14 protein-coding genes are annotated in these 14306 nt (G+C 74.7%); 7 read left to right on the top strand and 7 right to left on the bottom strand.

Features of this window, described 5'->3' with window-relative positions:
* Positions 1–156 precede the first annotated feature (156 nt).
* Positions 157–1194, top strand: a complete 1038-nt coding sequence (locus Sfr03f_RS28960; protein WP_108957177.1) for an NUDIX hydrolase — start codon at positions 157–159, stop codon at positions 1192–1194.
* Between the two features lie 123 nt (positions 1195–1317).
* On the opposite strand, the gene Sfr03f_RS28955 is transcribed toward Sfr03f_RS28960, so the two are convergent.
* Entirely contained in the window at positions 1318–2673 is a 1356-nt protein-coding gene (locus Sfr03f_RS28955; RefSeq protein ID WP_108957176.1) for a dipeptidase, read from the bottom strand.
* A gap of 307 nt (positions 2674–2980) precedes the next feature.
* On the opposite strand from Sfr03f_RS28955, the gene Sfr03f_RS28950 reads away from it, so the two are divergent.
* Positions 2981–4177, top strand: coding sequence for a geranylgeranyl reductase family protein (locus Sfr03f_RS28950; RefSeq protein WP_245967828.1), 1197 nt, complete (start codon positions 2981–2983; stop codon positions 4175–4177).
* A 127-nt stretch (positions 4178–4304) separates the two neighbouring features.
* Here the strand turns inward: Sfr03f_RS28950 and Sfr03f_RS28945 are convergent, their stop codons facing one another.
* A complete protein-coding gene (locus Sfr03f_RS28945) occupies positions 4305–4823 on the bottom strand; it encodes a nitroreductase family deazaflavin-dependent oxidoreductase (protein ID WP_108957175.1) in 519 nt (172 codons plus the stop codon).
* Between the two features lie 146 nt (positions 4824–4969).
* Between Sfr03f_RS28945 and Sfr03f_RS28940 the strand changes: the two genes are divergently transcribed.
* Positions 4970–5692 carry a TetR/AcrR family transcriptional regulator gene (locus Sfr03f_RS28940; protein WP_108957174.1) on the top strand — a complete coding sequence of 241 codons (723 nt, stop codon included), beginning with the start codon at positions 4970–4972 and terminating at the stop codon, positions 5690–5692.
* A gap of 279 nt (positions 5693–5971) precedes the next feature.
* Here Sfr03f_RS28940 and Sfr03f_RS28935 read toward each other — a convergent pair whose 3' ends face one another.
* A complete protein-coding gene (locus Sfr03f_RS28935) occupies positions 5972–6718 on the bottom strand; it encodes a maleylpyruvate isomerase family mycothiol-dependent enzyme (protein ID WP_108957173.1) in 747 nt (248 codons plus the stop codon).
* 92 nt (positions 6719–6810) lie between these two features.
* Between Sfr03f_RS28935 and Sfr03f_RS28930 the strand changes: the two genes are divergently transcribed.
* Positions 6811–7704 (top strand): SIS domain-containing protein, encoded by an 894-nt coding sequence (locus tag Sfr03f_RS28930; protein WP_108957172.1) that lies wholly within the window; start codon positions 6811–6813, stop codon positions 7702–7704.
* A gap of 96 nt (positions 7705–7800) precedes the next feature.
* A complete protein-coding gene (locus tag Sfr03f_RS28925; protein WP_108957171.1) occupies positions 7801–8700 on the top strand; it encodes a class II fructose-bisphosphate aldolase in 900 nt (299 codons plus the stop codon).
* Positions 8701–8796: 96 nt separating this feature from the next.
* On the opposite strand, the gene Sfr03f_RS28920 is transcribed toward Sfr03f_RS28925, so the two are convergent.
* The gene (locus Sfr03f_RS28920) at positions 8797–9990 is read right to left on the bottom strand and encodes a methyltransferase (protein ID WP_108957170.1); all 1194 of its coding nucleotides are present in this window, start codon (positions 9988–9990) and stop codon (positions 8797–8799) included.
* Between the two features lie 127 nt (positions 9991–10117).
* Between Sfr03f_RS28920 and Sfr03f_RS28915 the strand changes: the two genes are divergently transcribed.
* On the top strand, positions 10118–11359 hold the full coding sequence (locus Sfr03f_RS28915) for an ROK family protein (protein WP_108957169.1): 1242 nt from the start codon (positions 10118–10120) through the stop codon (positions 11357–11359).
* A gap of 11 nt (positions 11360–11370) precedes the next feature.
* On the opposite strand, the gene Sfr03f_RS28910 is transcribed toward Sfr03f_RS28915, so the two are convergent.
* The 3 genes from Sfr03f_RS28910 to Sfr03f_RS28900 form a co-directional block, all read right to left on the bottom strand.
* Entirely contained in the window at positions 11371–11625 is a 255-nt protein-coding gene (locus Sfr03f_RS28910; RefSeq protein ID WP_159105753.1) for a PQQ-binding-like beta-propeller repeat protein, read from the bottom strand.
* A 128-nt stretch (positions 11626–11753) separates the two neighbouring features.
* Positions 11754–12308 carry an ATP-binding protein gene (locus tag Sfr03f_RS28905; RefSeq protein WP_170145179.1) on the bottom strand — a complete coding sequence of 185 codons (555 nt, stop codon included), beginning with the start codon at positions 12306–12308 and terminating at the stop codon, positions 11754–11756.
* A 162-nt stretch (positions 12309–12470) separates the two neighbouring features.
* Positions 12471–12890 carry a hypothetical protein gene (locus Sfr03f_RS28900; RefSeq protein ID WP_108957166.1) on the bottom strand — a complete coding sequence of 140 codons (420 nt, stop codon included), beginning with the start codon at positions 12888–12890 and terminating at the stop codon, positions 12471–12473.
* A gap of 281 nt (positions 12891–13171) precedes the next feature.
* Here Sfr03f_RS28900 and cds1 point away from each other — a divergent pair, with 281 nt between their 5' ends.
* On the top strand, positions 13172–14299 hold the full coding sequence (gene cds1 / locus Sfr03f_RS28895) for an L-cysteine desulfhydrase Cds1 (RefSeq protein WP_108957225.1): 1128 nt from the start codon (positions 13172–13174) through the stop codon (positions 14297–14299).
* Positions 14300–14306 lie beyond the last annotated feature (7 nt).

Raw genomic sequence — 14306 nt, 5'->3', positions numbered from 1 at the left:
AACGTCCGCCGCCCGGTCGGTCCGTCGGCCTGCCTGGACCGTGATCCCCTGTGCTCCCCCGTTGCCCCCTCAACTGCGGCTGGTTTCCGGTGCAGGGTGGGGCGGGCACGTCACAGTCGTCCGCAGAGGACGAAGATCCGGGGAAGAGGGGGAACTGTGATCGTCTGGATCAACGGCGCGTTCGGTTCGGGCAAGTCCAGCACCGCGAAGGAGTTGCTGGACCTGCTGCCCGGCAGCGCGCTCTTCGATCCCGAGGTGGTCGGGGGCGCGCTGACGTTCATGCTGCCGCCCAAGCACCTCGCCGGGGTCGACGACTACCAGGACCTGCCGATCTGGCGGCGGCTGGTCGTGGACACCGCGGCCGCCATGCTCCAGGAGCTCGGCGGCACCCTGGTCGTTCCCATGACCCTGCTGCGCCAGGAGTACCGGGACGAGATCTTCGGAGGCCTCGCGGCCCGGCGGATAGCCGTGTGCCATGTGGTGCTCACCCCGGCGGAAACGATTCTTCGGCAGCGGATCACGGAAGCCCAGGACCCGGCGGGTCCGGAGACCGAGCGGCGCGTCCGGCAGTGGCGCCACGACCACGTCGAGCCGTACCGGGCCGCGCTCGCCTCCTGGCTGGCCGCCGACGCCCATCCGGTGGACAACGGCGCGCTCACCCCGCAGCAGACCGCCGCACGGATAGCCCGGGCGGTGGGCAGCGGGGAGGCCGCCGCCTGCGACATCGTGCAGACGCCCGAACCCAGGGCCGAGACCGTCGCCTCCGGGGTCCTGCTCTTCGACGAGCAGGACCGGTTCCTGCTGGTCGACCCCACCTACAAGCCCGGCTGGGAGTTCCCCGGGGGAGTGGTCGAGCGGGGCGAGGCGCCCGCGCAGGCCGGTGTGCGGGAGGTGGCCGAGGAGACCGGACTGCGGCTGGCCGGCGAACCCCGGCTGCTGGTCGTCGACTGGGAGTCGCCGCAGCCCCCCGGCTACGGCGGACTGCGCTTCCTCTTCGACGGAGGGACCCTGCGCGGCGACGACGCCGGCCGTGTGCTGCTGCCCGGACCCGAGCTGCGCGGCTGGCGCTTCGTCACCGAGCAGGAAGCGGCGGACCTGCTGCCTCCGGTGCGGTTCCGCCGGCTCCACTGGGCACTGCGGGCCCGCGAACGCGGTGCGGCGGTGTACCTGGAGGCGGGGGAGCCGGTGGGGTGAGCGGAGCGAGCGGCGCTTCCCGCGACGGCCCGGCCCCGTGCGCGGTCGCGCTCGGCCGGCCGCCGCCGCGCCGGACGGTTCCTCGCACCGGTGCGAGGAACCGTCCGGCCCGGTGACGCGTGCTCAGCCGGCCGCGTACTCCCGCAGGAAGAGGGCCTCTGCGACCGACAGCCGCTCCAGCTCCTCGGGGGAGACGCTCTCGTTGGGCGCGTGGATCTGCGCCTCCGGCTCGCTGAGGCCGATCAGCAGGATCTCCGCCTCCGGGTAGAGCGTTCCCAGCGTGTTGCACAGCGGGATGGAACCCCCCTGACCGGCGAACTGCATCTCCTGGCCCGGGTAGGCCACCGCCATCGCCCGTGCCATCGCCGTGTACGCCGGGCTGCCGGCGTCGGCCCGGAACGGCTGGCCCTGCCCGATCCGCTCGACGGCGACCCGCGCGCCCCACGGCGTGCGGCTCTCCAGGTGGGCCTGCAGCAGTTTCGCGGCCTCACCGGCGTCCACGCCCGGCGGCACCCGCAGGCTCACCAGCGCCCGCGCGCTCGCCTGCACCGACGGCGTCGCACCGACCACCGGCGGGCAGTCGATGCCCAGCACGGTGACCGCCGGCCGCGCCCAGATGCGGTCGGCGACCGTGCCCGAACCGATCAGCCCGACACCGTCCAGTACCTTCGCGTCGGCGCGGAACTGCTCCTCGTCGTACTGGAGACCGTCCCACACCGCGTCGCCGGCCAGGCCGTCCACGGTCGTCGAACCGTCCTCGGCGCGCAGCGAGTCCAGCACGCGGACCAGCGCCGCCAGCGCGTCCGGGGCCGCGCCGCCGAACTGCCCGGAGTGCAGGTTGCCCTCCAGGGTGTCCACCTGGACGCGCACCAGCGTCATGCCGCGCAGGGTCGTCGTCACGGTCGGCAGCCCCACCCGGAAGTTGCCCGAGTCGCCGATCACGACGGCGTCCGCGGCCAGCAGTTCGGGGTGCTGCTCGGCGTACCGCTCGAGGCCGCCGGTGCCCTGCTCCTCGGAACCCTCGGCGATCACCTTCACGGTGACCGGCACGCCGCCGTTCGCCTTGAGCGCGCGCAGCGCCAGCAGATGCATGATCACGCCGCCCTTGCAGTCGGCCGCGCCCCGCCCGTACCAGCGGCCGTCGCGCTCGGTGAGCTCGAACGGCGGGGTGACCCAGGCGGCCTCGTCCAGCGGCGGCTGGACGTCGTAGTGGGCGTACAGCAGGACGGTCCGGGAGCCCTCGGGACCGGGCAGGCAGCCGTAGACGGACTGCGTGCCGTCGGGGGTGTCGAGCAGCGCGACGTCCTGGAACCCCTCCGCGCGCAGCGCGTCGGCCACCCAGTTCGCGGCGCCCTCGCTCTCGCTGCGGGGGAACTGCTCGAAGTCGGCGACCGACTTGAAGGCGACCAGCTCCGCGAGTTCCTCCTTCGCCCTCGGCATCAGCGAGGCGACGGTCGCGGCGACCGGGTTCGACGACATGGGCGGGCTCCTCGTAACTCTCGGGTCTCACGTCGACCCGTCCGCGCGGGTCCGGCGGGCGGGCCCTGCGCCGCCGTCCACTCGGGCGGGCGGTTCCTCGCAGGCGGCGGACGGGCGCGAGTGGCGCCGGTCCGCGTCGTCGATACTCCCACAGTGGCCTGCGGCGATCGCAGCCGTAGGATGCTCTGGACAGTGCGGCAGGCATCTGACTGGTGATCGGGAGCGGTTGGCGATCGTGAGCGGCGAGAACGGTGAGAACGGCGGAAGCCCCGCGTCGGAACCGGCGGAGCCCGCGGGCTCCGAGGACCTGACCGGACGGCACGGAGGCCAGGACCGCGTCTGGGACGTGGTCGTGGTGGGCGCCGGCCCGGCCGGAGCGTCCGCGGCCTACGCGGCGGCGGTCGCCGGGCGGCGCGTGCTGCTGCTGGAGAAGGCGGAGCTGCCGCGCTACAAGACCTGCGGCGGCGGCATCATCGGCCCCTCCCGGGACGCCCTGCCGCCCGGCTTCGAGGTCCCCTTCGAGGACCGCGTGCACGCGGTGACGTTCTCGCACGAGGGCCGCCGCACCCGCACCCGGCGCTCCCGCCGGATGCTCTTCGGGCTCGTCAACCGCCCCGGGTTCGACCACGCGCTCGTGGAGAGCGCGCAGAAGGCCGGTGCCGAGCTGCGCACCGGAGTCACGGTCTCCCGCATAGAGCAGCACGGGCCGACGGTGCCCGACCGCCGAACGGTGGCCGTGGTGCTGCAGGGCGGCGAGACGGTGCTGGCCCGCGCGGTCGTCGGCGCCGACGGCAGCGCCGGCCGCACGGGCGCCCACGTCGGCGTCAAGTTCGGGCAGGTGGACCTCGGCCTGGAGGCCGAGATCCCGGTGCCGGAGACGGTCGCCGAGGACTGGCGGGGACGCGTCCTGATCGACTGGGGCCCGCTGCCCGGCAGTTACGGCTGGGTGTTCCCCAAGGGCGACACCCTCACCGTCGGGGTGATCTCCGCGCGGGGGGACGGCGCGGCGACCAAGCGGTACCTCGAGCAGTTCATCGGCCGGCTCGGCCTGGCGGGCTTCGAGCCCGCCATCTCCTCCGGTCACCTGACGCGTTGCCGCACCGACGACTCCCCGCTCTCCCGGGGCCGGGTGCTGGTCTGCGGCGACGCGGCGGGCCTGCTGGAGCCGTGGACGCGTGAGGGCATCTCCTACGCCCTGCGGTCCGGGCGGCTGGCCGGCGAGTGGGCGGTGCGGATCGCCGAGGCCGCCGACGCGGTGGACGTGCGGCGCGAGTCGCTCAACTACGCCTTCGCGGTCAAGGCCGGGCTGGGCGTCGAGATGAGCGTCGGCCGGAAGATGCTGGCCCTCTTCGAACGCCGGCCGGGGCTGTTCCACGCCGCGATCGTCGGGTTCCGGCCCGCATGGCGGGCGTTCGCCGACATCACGCGCGGGGCGACCACCCTGGCCGAACTCGTCCGCACCCACCCGATGGCGCAGCGGGCGCTCCTGCGGCTGGAGCGGTAGACCGCGCGCCCGGGTTCCGGTTCCGGTCCGGGCGACCGGGCTCAGGGCCGAGTGCCGGGCTCAACGCCGAGGAGCCGGGCGCATGGCTGAGGGGCCGGGCGCGTGGCCGAGGGGCCGGCAGGAGGCCTCAGGCGGTGATCGTGATCCGGAAGACCGGGTGGTCGGCGGCCGCGGCTGCCAGTTCCTCGTCGGACGAGGCCGCGGTGACGCCCTGGAAGTACTGGTTGACCTCCCAGCCCCACTTGTCCAGGTAGCCGCGCAGCACGGCGACCTTCTGGTCGTCGGGCAGCTCGGCGGCGGTGAAGCGGCGGACCTTGCGCCCGACCCGCAGTTCGCCGCCGCCGGCCACGCGCATGTTGCGCACCCACTGGGAGTGCCCGCGGGCGGAGACCAGGTACTGCTCGCCGTCGTGCCGGTAGGGATTCACCGGGATGCGCTGCATGGCGCCGCTCTTGCGGCCGCGCACCGAGAGCTCCGCGCTGCCCATCAGACTCACGCCGTGCCGGGCGAGCCAGCCCACCACCGCGTTGAAGCGGGAGGCGACGGGGCCGGCCTTGAAGTAGTAGGGGGTAGTGGGTGCGGGTGCGGGTGTGGGGGGTGTGGTCGGGGTGGTGCCGGGCGTGGGCTGCTGGTCGTCGCTGCGCATGAGAACCCCTCGGAGAAGCGAGAGCGGTGCTCTCGGTTGAGAGCAGTGTGCGCGCTGTCGGCGTCGAAAAGCAAGAGCAGTGCTCGTGTTTCGGAGCGGTGCTCGGGATTGTGTGCACCGCTCTCGTTCTGTGCCACACTCGCATCATGAGCGCGACAGAGGGAGTCCGGGCCCGTGCCCGACGGGAGATCACCGCGGCGATCAAGGACGAGGCGCGGCGCCGGCTCGCCGACGAGGGGGCGGCCAAGCTCTCCCTGCGCGCGGTGGCCCGGGAACTGGGCATGGCGTCGTCGGCCGTCTACCGCTACTTCCCCAGCCGCGACGACCTCCTCACCGCCCTGATCATCGACGCCTACGACTCGCTCGGCGCCGCCGCGGAGGCCGCCGAGGCGAAGGCGGCCGCCGCCCCGGGTGCGGCACCCGTCGACCGCTGGGTCGCGGTCTGCGAGGCGGTGCGCGGGTGGGCGCTGGCCCACCCGCACGAGTACGCCCTCATCTACGGCACCCCCGTCCCGGGGTACCAGGCGCCCCAGACCACCGTGCCCGCCGCGGCGCGGGTGGGGCTGCTGTTGATCGGCATCACCCGCGACGCCCACCGCGGTCCCGCCGGGCTCTCCCGCACTCCTCTGCCCGAAGGGCTGCGCCCCGAGGCGGTGCGGATGACCGCCGACCTGGCGCCCGACCTGCCCCCGGAGACCACCGTCGCGCTGGTCGCCGCCTGGGCGGAGCTGTTCGGCCTGATCGGTTTCGAACTCTTCGGCCAGTTCCACCGGGTGGTCGAGGACCGCGCCGCCTTCTTCCGCCACGCGGCCGCCCGCCTCGCCCACGAGACGGGCATCGCGTTCCCGGGGGCCACCCCGGACGCGTGAAAGGCCGGTCCGCACGGCACGGCGCGGCACGCGGCGGCGCGGCGCGGCCCTTCGCGGCGCGGCCCCTCGCGGCACGGTGGGGCACGGCGCGGTGCAGCACTGCCCGGCGCGGCGCGGTGCGATCGGCACGGTCGGGTGGCGGCCCGTCCGTGAGGACGTGCCCGCGCGAGCCGGTACGGGCGGCGTGGGCGTCGAGTGCACGAGCGTGACCGCCGTGCGAGAGCCGCTACCGCCGGCGGTGCGGAGAGCCCGGGACGGGGAGCGGGCGGGGGTCCGACGTCACCCCACCCGGGCGGTCTCCCGCCACAGCGCAGCCGTCGCCGCGTCGCCCGTCACCGAGGGGATCGGCGCACGGTTCCACAGGGCGGGGTACAACTCCGCGGCCGTGCCGGACAGTTCGCAGTCGGGGTCGGTGGCCACCGCGCCGTCCGTGCCCCGCACGGTCACCGGCGGGTCCTGCGAGAGGTGCAGGGTCCACACCGCGTCCGCCACGTCGGTGGCCCGCACCCGCAGCAGCCTCGGCTCGGGCGAACGCACCCGGCTGGAACGCCGGGCGAGGAAGCCGCACAGCAGCTCGTCGATCCCGTCCACGGCGAACTCCGTGGCCACCGGCGTCGGTTCGAGGCCCCGCGCGGCCTCGGCGTCCATCCGGTGCACCGCGGTCTCGTGGGCCTGACGGCGTGCCCAGAACGCCAGCGGTGAAGGCGCCCGCAGGAAGTGCCAGCAGTCGGTCGCCGGATCGGCGGAGGCGAGGGTCCGCGTCAACTCGGCGTGCCCGTCCGCGAACCAGGCGAGCAGCTCCGCGCCGTCCAGCTCCGGAGCGTCCTCGATCCGCCGGGGCGAGGTGAGGCCGAGGGCCACGAAGGCCGTCGCCCACCGGTGCACCGCCCCCGTGTGGCGGACCAGGTCCCGCACCCGCCACCCCGGACAGGTCGGCACCGGGGCGTCCGTCCCCGCCTCCTTCGCGGCCGCCGCCAGCGACTCGCCCTCCCCGCGCAGGAATTCGACGTGATCCGCAATGCTCATGTCCATCCCCTGAGTCTGCCGGAGGATCGGCTGTAAGGTGCAGCCATTACGTGCCTCGCCCGTTACGTGCCTCGCCGTGGAGGGATGCGCAAGTGACCCATGTCGAAGACGAGTTGACCACCCAGCCGGAGTGCTGGCAGCGGGCGGCGGACGAGGCCCCCGGCCACTTGGCGGCGCTGCCGGCCCCGGGGGAGAGGGTCGCGGTCGTGGGCTGCGGCACCTCCTGGTTCATGGCCCAGGCCGCCGCCGCCCTGCGCGAACAGGCCGGTCAGGGCGAGACCGACGCCTTCGCCGCCTCCGAGTTCCCGCTCGGCCGCCGCTACGACCGCGTCCTGACCCTGACCCGCTCCGGCACCACCACCGAGGTGCTCGACCTGCTGACCCGGCTGCGCGCCGACGGCGTGCCCACCACCGCCGTCACCGCCGACCCCGACACACCCGTCATGGAGGCCGCCGACCGGGTCGTCGTCCTGGCGTACGCCGACGAACGCTCCGTCGTGCAGACCCGGTTCGCCACCACCGCGCTCACCCTGCTGCGCGCCCACCTCGGCCTGCACACCGCGGAGGCGGTCACCGACGCGCGGACCGCCCTCGCCACGCCGTTGCCCGACGGGCTCGTGGACTGCTCGCAGTTCACGTTCCTCGGCCGGGGATGGACGGTCGGCCTCGCCAACGAGGCGGCGCTGAAGATGCGTGAGGCGTCGCTCTCCTGGACCGAGGCGTACCCGGCCATGGAGTACCGGCACGGCCCCATCAGCGTCTCCACACGCTCCACCGCCACCTGGATGCTCGGCGAGGCCCCGGCGGGCCTGGCCGAACAGGTACGCGGCACCGGCGCGCTCTGGGTGGACGGCGGGCTCGACCCGCTGGCCGAACTGGTCCGCGCCCAGCGACTCGCCGTCGCGGTCGCCGTCGCCCGCGGACTCGACCCCGACAGCCCGCGCCACCTCACCCGCTCGGTGATCCTCGCCGACGCACCCGCGTGAGCGCTCCGGCTCCACACCCCCGCGTGAGCGTCCCGGCTCCACGCACCGCCTGAACTCCCCGGCCGCACACCCGCCTCGCCGTCCGTAAGGAGAGCCGTGCCCCTGGTACCCGCAGGTGACCTGGTCACGGAGGCCGCCGCCGCCCGCCGGGCCGTGGCCGCCTTCAACGTCATCACCCTGGAACACGTCGAGGCGGTGGTCGAGGGAGCCGAACGGGCCGGCTCGCCGGTGATCGTCCAGGTCAGCGAGAACGCGGTGGCCTTCCACGGCGGACGGCTGCTGCCGCTGGCCCGGGCCGCCGCCGCGGCGGCCGCCGCCGCCCGGGTGCCGGTGGGGCTGCACCTCGACCACGTCACCGACGACGACCTGCTGCGGCAGGCGGCGGACGCCGGGTTCAGCTCCGTGATGTACGACGCCTCCCGGCTCCCGCACGCCGCGAACGTCGCCGCCACCCGCGAGGCGGCCCGCCTCGCCCACGCCCGGGGACTGTGGGTCGAAGCCGAGCTGGGTGAGGTCGGCGGCAAGGAGGGCGCGCCCGCTCTGGACGCCCACGCGCCCGGAGCCCGCACCGACCCCGTCGAGGCCCGCGCGTTCGTGGCCGAGTGCGGGGTGGACGCCCTGGCGGTCGCGATCGGCAGCGTCCATGCCATGACCACCCGTACCGCCGCCCTGGACCACGCCCTGCTGGCCCGGCTCGCCGCGGCGGTGGACGTGCCGCTCGTGCTGCACGGCTCCTCCGGCGTCCCCGACGGCGAGCTGGCGGCGGCGGTCGCCGGGGGCATCGGCAAGGTCAACGTCGGCACCGCCCTCAACGTCGCCCTGACCGGCGCCGTGCGCGCCCACCTGGACCGGCACCCCGAGCAGGTCGACCCCCGCCGCTACCTCGCCCCCGCGCGGGAGGCCATGGCCGGGACGGTGGTGCGCTACCTCGAGGTGATCACGGCGGACCGCGCCCGGCAGGACGCCGTGACGCCGGCCGCCGTCACCGGGGACTGAGCGGCGGCCGGCCGCGGCGGCACTCGAAGGGCGACCGGCCGTGGCGGGGACCCGAGCGGCGGCCGACCGCCCCGGCATCCGGGACGGCAACGTCGGTCAGCCGCGGCGGACCGCCCGCAGCACCACGAACTTGGGGTCCGAGGCGACGAGTTCCATGTTGCCGAACACTCGCCGGAGCTTCACGTGGTAGCCGAGGTGCCGGTTGCCGACGATCCACAGCTCGCCCCCAGGCCGCAGCACCCGCCGCGCGCCCTGGAACATCCGCCGGGCCACCGCGTCGGTGGTCGCCTGGTGGGAGTGGAACGGCGGGTTGCTGAGCACCAGGTCGGCGCTGTCCGGCGGCAGGCCCTCCAGCCCGTCGCCGACCCTGAACGCGGCCTTGCCGTCGGCCACGTTGGCCCGGTAGGTCTCCTCCGCGGAGGCCACCGCCGGGTACGACTCGTCGGTGAACAGCACCTCGGCCGTGGGGTCGGCCAGCGCCACCGCCGTGCCGACCACGCCGTTGCCGCAGCCGAGGTCGACCACCTGCCCGAGACCCGGACCGGTCGGCAGGTGCTGGAGGAAGAAGCGGGTGCCGATGTCGAGCCGGTCCGCGCAGAAGACGCCCGCGTGGTTGACCACCGGGCGGCCCGCCACCAGGGCGGCGTCCTGCGGCAGGAGGTACCGCAGCGGCCACGGGTCGGTGCCCCGGTCCGCCGCCGGGGCGGGGGAGGCGAAGATCAGCCGCGCCTTGCGCTCCGCCAGGGAGGTGCGGGTGGGGCCGACGATCCGCTCGAACAGGGCGAGCGTCGAGGTGTGGATCTCCTTGACCATGCCGGTGCCCACCACCAGCGAGTCCTCGTGCAGCGCCGGGGCCAGCCGGTGCAGCTGGTCCTCCAGCAGCGCCAGGCTCTTGGGCACCCGCACCAGCAGGACGTCGACGCGCCGGGGCGGCGCGTCGCGGGTCGTGAGCAGGGTGACGCCCTCCTCGGCCAGGGCGTTGGCGGCCAGGTTGGCGCGGGTGGCCTCGCGGGTCAGGAACGACTCGGTGATCTGGGTGACCGAACCCCCGGCCTCGCCGGCCGCCCCCTCCCGCGCGGCGCGCGCGGCGCGGGCCGCCAGGGCCGTGGTCAGGGCCCCCCAGCGGTCGCCGACGACCACCACGGCCCCGCCGCCGGAGGGCGCGGCGTCCGCGAGGTGGCGCAGCAGGTACTCGTCGGAGGCGTCCCAGGCCCGCAGCCGGTCACGCGGGTCCCGGGGGAAACGGGAGAGGGCAAGCTCGGCCCAGGGGGTGGTGAAGCGGTCGTTCATCGTGCGTCCAGGCTAGCCGAGCCGCCACGCCCGGCAGTCCGGCCGCCCGGCAGGCCGACTGTCCGGCCGGGCGCCCGTCCGGCAGTCCGGCCGTCCACCGTCGGGGGATCATGAAAGACTCGGCGGCATGAACGGCAACGCGGACCCCCGCCAGGAGGGGGAGGGAACGACCCGGACCCGGCTGGACCGCGGGCGCGGCGCGCTCGGCCCGGCCCTGCAGCTCATCCACACCGGGCGGGCTCCCACCCGTGCCGTGCTGACCTCGGAGCTCGGGGTGACGCGGGCCACCGCGGGGGCCGTCGCCGCCGAGCTGGAGGCGCTGGGGCTGATCGAGGTGGACGCCCACCCGGTCGCCGCCGCGGGCTCGCAGGGCCGGCCCTCCCACCGGCTGCTGGTCGCCGAGCACGGTCCCGTCGTCCTCGCCGCTCAGGTGCACGTCGACGGGTACCGCACCGCCCTGGTCGGCCTCGGCGGCCGGATCGTCGCCACCGCGCACAGCGCCCTCGAGGTCGAGGAGGACCCGGCGCAGCTGCTCTCCGTCGCCGTGGAGGCGGGCGCGCGGCTGCTGCGCGAGACGGGACTGCGCTGCGTCGGGGCCGGGCTGGCCGTGCCGTTCGCGGTCACCGAGCCCGACGGCGTCGCCCTCAACCCCCTCCTGCTGGCCTGGCCCGCCGGAGCCCCGGTGCGGGACGTCTTCGCCGAGTGCCTGCGCGCCGCCGGCATCGACGGCCCCGTCTTCGTGGGCAACGACATGAACCTCACGGCGCTCGCCGAGCACCGGCACGCCGCCGGGCGGGGCGCCGACCAACTGCTGTGCGTCGCCACCGGCCACCAGGGCGTCGGCGGTGCCCTGGTGCTGGACGGGCGGTTGCACACCGGCAGTTCGGGCCTCGCCCTGGAGGTCGGCCACCTCACCGTCGACCTCGGCGGGCGGCCCTGCCACTGCGGCAGCCGCGGCTGCCTCGACGTGGAGACGGACCCGCCGGCCTTCCTCGCCGCGCTCGGACGGGAGCCCGGGCCCGAGGGGTCGCTGCTGCGGCAGGCGGAGGATCTGATCCGTGACGGCTACGCGCACGACCCGGCCGTCCGGGAAGCGGTGCGGTCCCTCATCGACCGGCTCGGCCTGGGACTGGCCGGACTGGTCAACATCCTCAACCCGGACCGCATCATCCTCGGCGGACTGCACCGCGCGCTCCTCGAGGCCGACCCGGAGCGCCTGCACGCCGTGGTGGCCCGGCGCAGCCTGTGGGGGCAGAGCGGTGCCGTGCCGCTGCAGAGCTGCACCCTGCCCTTCAACAGCCTGGTGGGGGCCGGCGAACTGGCCTGGCAGCCGGTGTTCGACGACCCCCTGGCGGTGCTGGAGGGCTGACCGCGGGGCGGCTACGCCGGAAGGGCCGTCAGCCGCTTGCCGTGGAGGCAGAAGACGCTGCTCCCCGCGGTGGTGACGAACCACTCGTCGAGTTCGCCGGAGCCGTCGTTGTAGGTCCACAGGTAGTGACCGCTGCGGGCGTCCAGGGCGTGGACCCCGCCGCGCGGGTCCAGTTCGGTGGCCGCGTACAGCACGTCGCCGGCCGGCGCGAAGTGCCAGGGGGCGGTGGCCTCCCGCTCGGACAGACCGGTGTTCTCCCACAGCACGCCGCCACTCGACGGGACCCGATCGGGATACGGCCGTCGCAAACGTGCCGCTCCTGTCACGCGCCGACGACCCGGCGGTGGGCGGACGGCGCGTGCGCACGCCGCCCGCCCACCGGGTCACCGCCGGATCAGCCGGGAACGGCCGACCGGGCGGGAGCGGGGGAGGAGGTGACGACGACCTCCACCAGGGCCGGTTCCGGCCCGGGCACGGGCGCCGCTTCGGGTGGCACGACGTCGACCAGGATCGGCTGCGAGGCCGGCTCCGGGAAGGCGTCGTCCGCGGCGGGAAGGGTGAACCAGACGACCTTGCCGCAATCGCCGTCCGGACGCGCGCCCCAGCTCTCGCTGAGAGCGGCGACCATGGCCAGGCCCCGGCCGCAGGTGGCCAGGGACTCGGCCAGCGAGTCGGCGTCCCCCACCACGGGGAGCTGGGGGTCGTGGTCGTGGACCGACACGGTGAGCCGGTCGAGCAGGAGCTCGAGCCGCACGGTGCAGGTCTTGTCCGGCCGGGCGTGCCGGTGGACGTTGGTCAGCAGTTCGGTGACACCGAGCGAGGCCCGCTCGATGAGGGAGTCCAGATGCCAGTAACGCAATTGTGCCGAGACGATTCTGCGGACCTGTCCGATCCGCGACGGCAGGGCCTGGAGCTCCACCGCGCAGTGCCTGCTCGGGTGACTGATCACGGCTGCAACTCCCCGACGTAGAGGTCCGGAAGATGGCGACGACCGGGTGTCGGCGTAGTCGCCGGTAAACCGAGAGTGACGTATGGACAGCGTGACCCAGCGCCCGCACCGCCGCAACTCGCGGGGCCGGCGGCCGTCGGCGCGGCGGGCGATCGGTCCTGTTCAGTGGGGTCGGGCGGCCAGGCGGACCGTGCGGGCCAGGCGCGCCGCCGGGGACTCGGCGCCCTCCGCCCGCCGCTCGGGGCGCGCCTCGGCGAGCCCGGCGTCGGTCTCGTCGTCACGGAGCGTCAGGATGTAGTGGGCGCCGCCCAGCTCCAGCAGGACGCGGTCGCTCCACCCGAACCGCATCCGCAGGAGCCTGGCCTTCCGCGCGGGAGCGGAGGCGAGGACGCGGCCTCCGCTGCTCAGCAGCTCCACCAGACCGCCCCGCACCCGCACCTGGCCGGCGAGGGTCAGCGAGCGCAGGCCGCGCTCGATGCGCACGCCCCTGGCGATGAACTCGTCCTGGCTTCCCGGCTGTTCCACGTCGTCAGGCCCTGTCGGGAGGAACTCCTCCGTGGCGGTGACCTCCGGCTCCGGCATGGTGACGCCCCCCTTCGCGCTTGTCCGCTGCGTCCCGTTGCACCCCCTACGAGCAGTCTGCCCGGACATGCGGCCGGACGCCAGAGCCCCACGAGGTCCCGGGTGCGGCGCGCGCGGCACGCCGGCCAGGTCCGCCGGGGTGGTCGTGCGCCCCTTGTCACCGGTGCGCTCCCAAGGCCGTGCTTGAGGACTCCAAAGATGCGTTTATGCAGGTGAGAAGCGTGTGCAAGGTGTCTATGATCGGGACCCCCGGAGCTGCCGGGCCGTTCGAGGAGTCCTCCATGCCCAGCCCCGTTCCCCTTCCCGGTGCCGACGCCACGCCGGACGTCGACCGCAGCGACGTGACGTACCGCGCCTGGCTGAAGGAGGCGGTGCGCCGGGTCCAGGCCGACGCCAACCGCTCCGCCGACACCCACCTGCTGCGCTTCCCGCTGCCCGAGCGGTGGAACATCGACCTCTACCTCAAGGACGAGTCGACCCACCCCACCGGAAGTCTCAAGCACCGGCTCGCCCGCTCGCTCTTCCTCTACGGCCTGTGCAACGGATGGATCCGCCCCGGCCGGCCCGTGATCGAGGCGTCCAGCGGCTCCACCGCCGTCTCGGAGGCCTACTTCGCGAAGCTCATCGGGGTGCCGTTCATCGCGGTGATGCCGCGTACCACCAGTGCCGAGAAGTGCCGGCTCATCGAGTTCCACGGCGGCCGCTGCCACTTCGTGGACGACCCGCGCCGGATGTACGAGGAGGCCGCGCGCCTCGCAGCGGACTCGGGCGGCCACTACATGGACCAGTTCACCTACGCGGAACGCGCCACCGACTGGCGGGGCAACAACAACATCGCCGAATCGATCTTCCGTCAGCTGGAGCTCGAGCGCTTCCCGGTGCCCGCCTGGATCGTCGCCACCGCCGGAACCGGCGGCACCTCGGCGACGCTGGCCCGCTACGTCCACTACATGCAGTACGACACGCGGATCTGCGTCGCCGACCCGGAGAACTCGGTGTTCTTCGACGGCTGGACGACCGGCGAGCCCGAGCCGGTCTGCGAGGGCGGCTCCCGCATCGAGGGGATCGGGCGGCCCCGGATGGAGCCCAGCTTCGTGCCCGGCGCGGTGGACCGGATGATGAAGGTGCCGGACGCGGCGAGCGTGGCCGCGGTGCGCGCGCTGGAGCGGGTCATCGGCCGCAAGGCGGGCGGCTCCACGGGGACCGGTCTGTGGAGCGCCCTGAAGATCGTGGCGGAGATGGTGGCCGCGGGGCGCTCGGGCAGCGTGGTGACGCTGCTGTGCGACCCCGGTGACCGCTACCTCGACAAGTACTACTCGGACGCCTGGCTGGCCGAGCAGGGGCTGGAGATCGGCCCGTACGCGCAGGTGCTGGAGCGGGTGATCACCACGGGCGTCTGGCCGGAGTGACCGGCGA

Origin of the sequence: Streptomyces fragilis, assembly GCF_003112515.1 — a bacterium.
In the GTDB taxonomy this organism is placed as follows: Bacteria; Actinomycetota; Actinomycetes; order Streptomycetales; family Streptomycetaceae; genus Streptomyces; species Streptomyces fragilis.
This window is presented reverse-complemented; position numbering and strand designations above follow the sequence as displayed.

Coding starts and splice junctions, on each gene's coding strand:
- Sfr03f_RS28955 (WP_108957176.1), bottom strand. CDS start 2,673: ATGTCGTCGAACCCGGTCGCCGCGACCGTCGCCTCGCTGATGCCGAGG.
- Sfr03f_RS28945 (WP_108957175.1), bottom strand. CDS start 4,823: ATGCGCAGCGACGACCAGCAGCCCACGCCCGGCACCACCCCGACCACA.
- Sfr03f_RS28940 (WP_108957174.1), top strand. CDS start 4,970: ATGAGCGCGACAGAGGGAGTCCGGGCCCGTGCCCGACGGGAGATCACC.
- Sfr03f_RS28935 (WP_108957173.1), bottom strand. CDS start 6,718: ATGAGCATTGCGGATCACGTCGAATTCCTGCGCGGGGAGGGCGAGTCG.
- Sfr03f_RS28920 (WP_108957170.1), bottom strand. CDS start 9,990: ATGAACGACCGCTTCACCACCCCCTGGGCCGAGCTTGCCCTCTCCCGT.
- Sfr03f_RS28915 (WP_108957169.1), top strand. CDS start 10,118: ATGAACGGCAACGCGGACCCCCGCCAGGAGGGGGAGGGAACGACCCGG.
- Sfr03f_RS28900 (WP_108957166.1), bottom strand. CDS start 12,890: ATGCCGGAGCCGGAGGTCACCGCCACGGAGGAGTTCCTCCCGACAGGG.
- cds1 (WP_108957225.1), top strand. CDS start 13,172: ATGCCCAGCCCCGTTCCCCTTCCCGGTGCCGACGCCACGCCGGACGTC.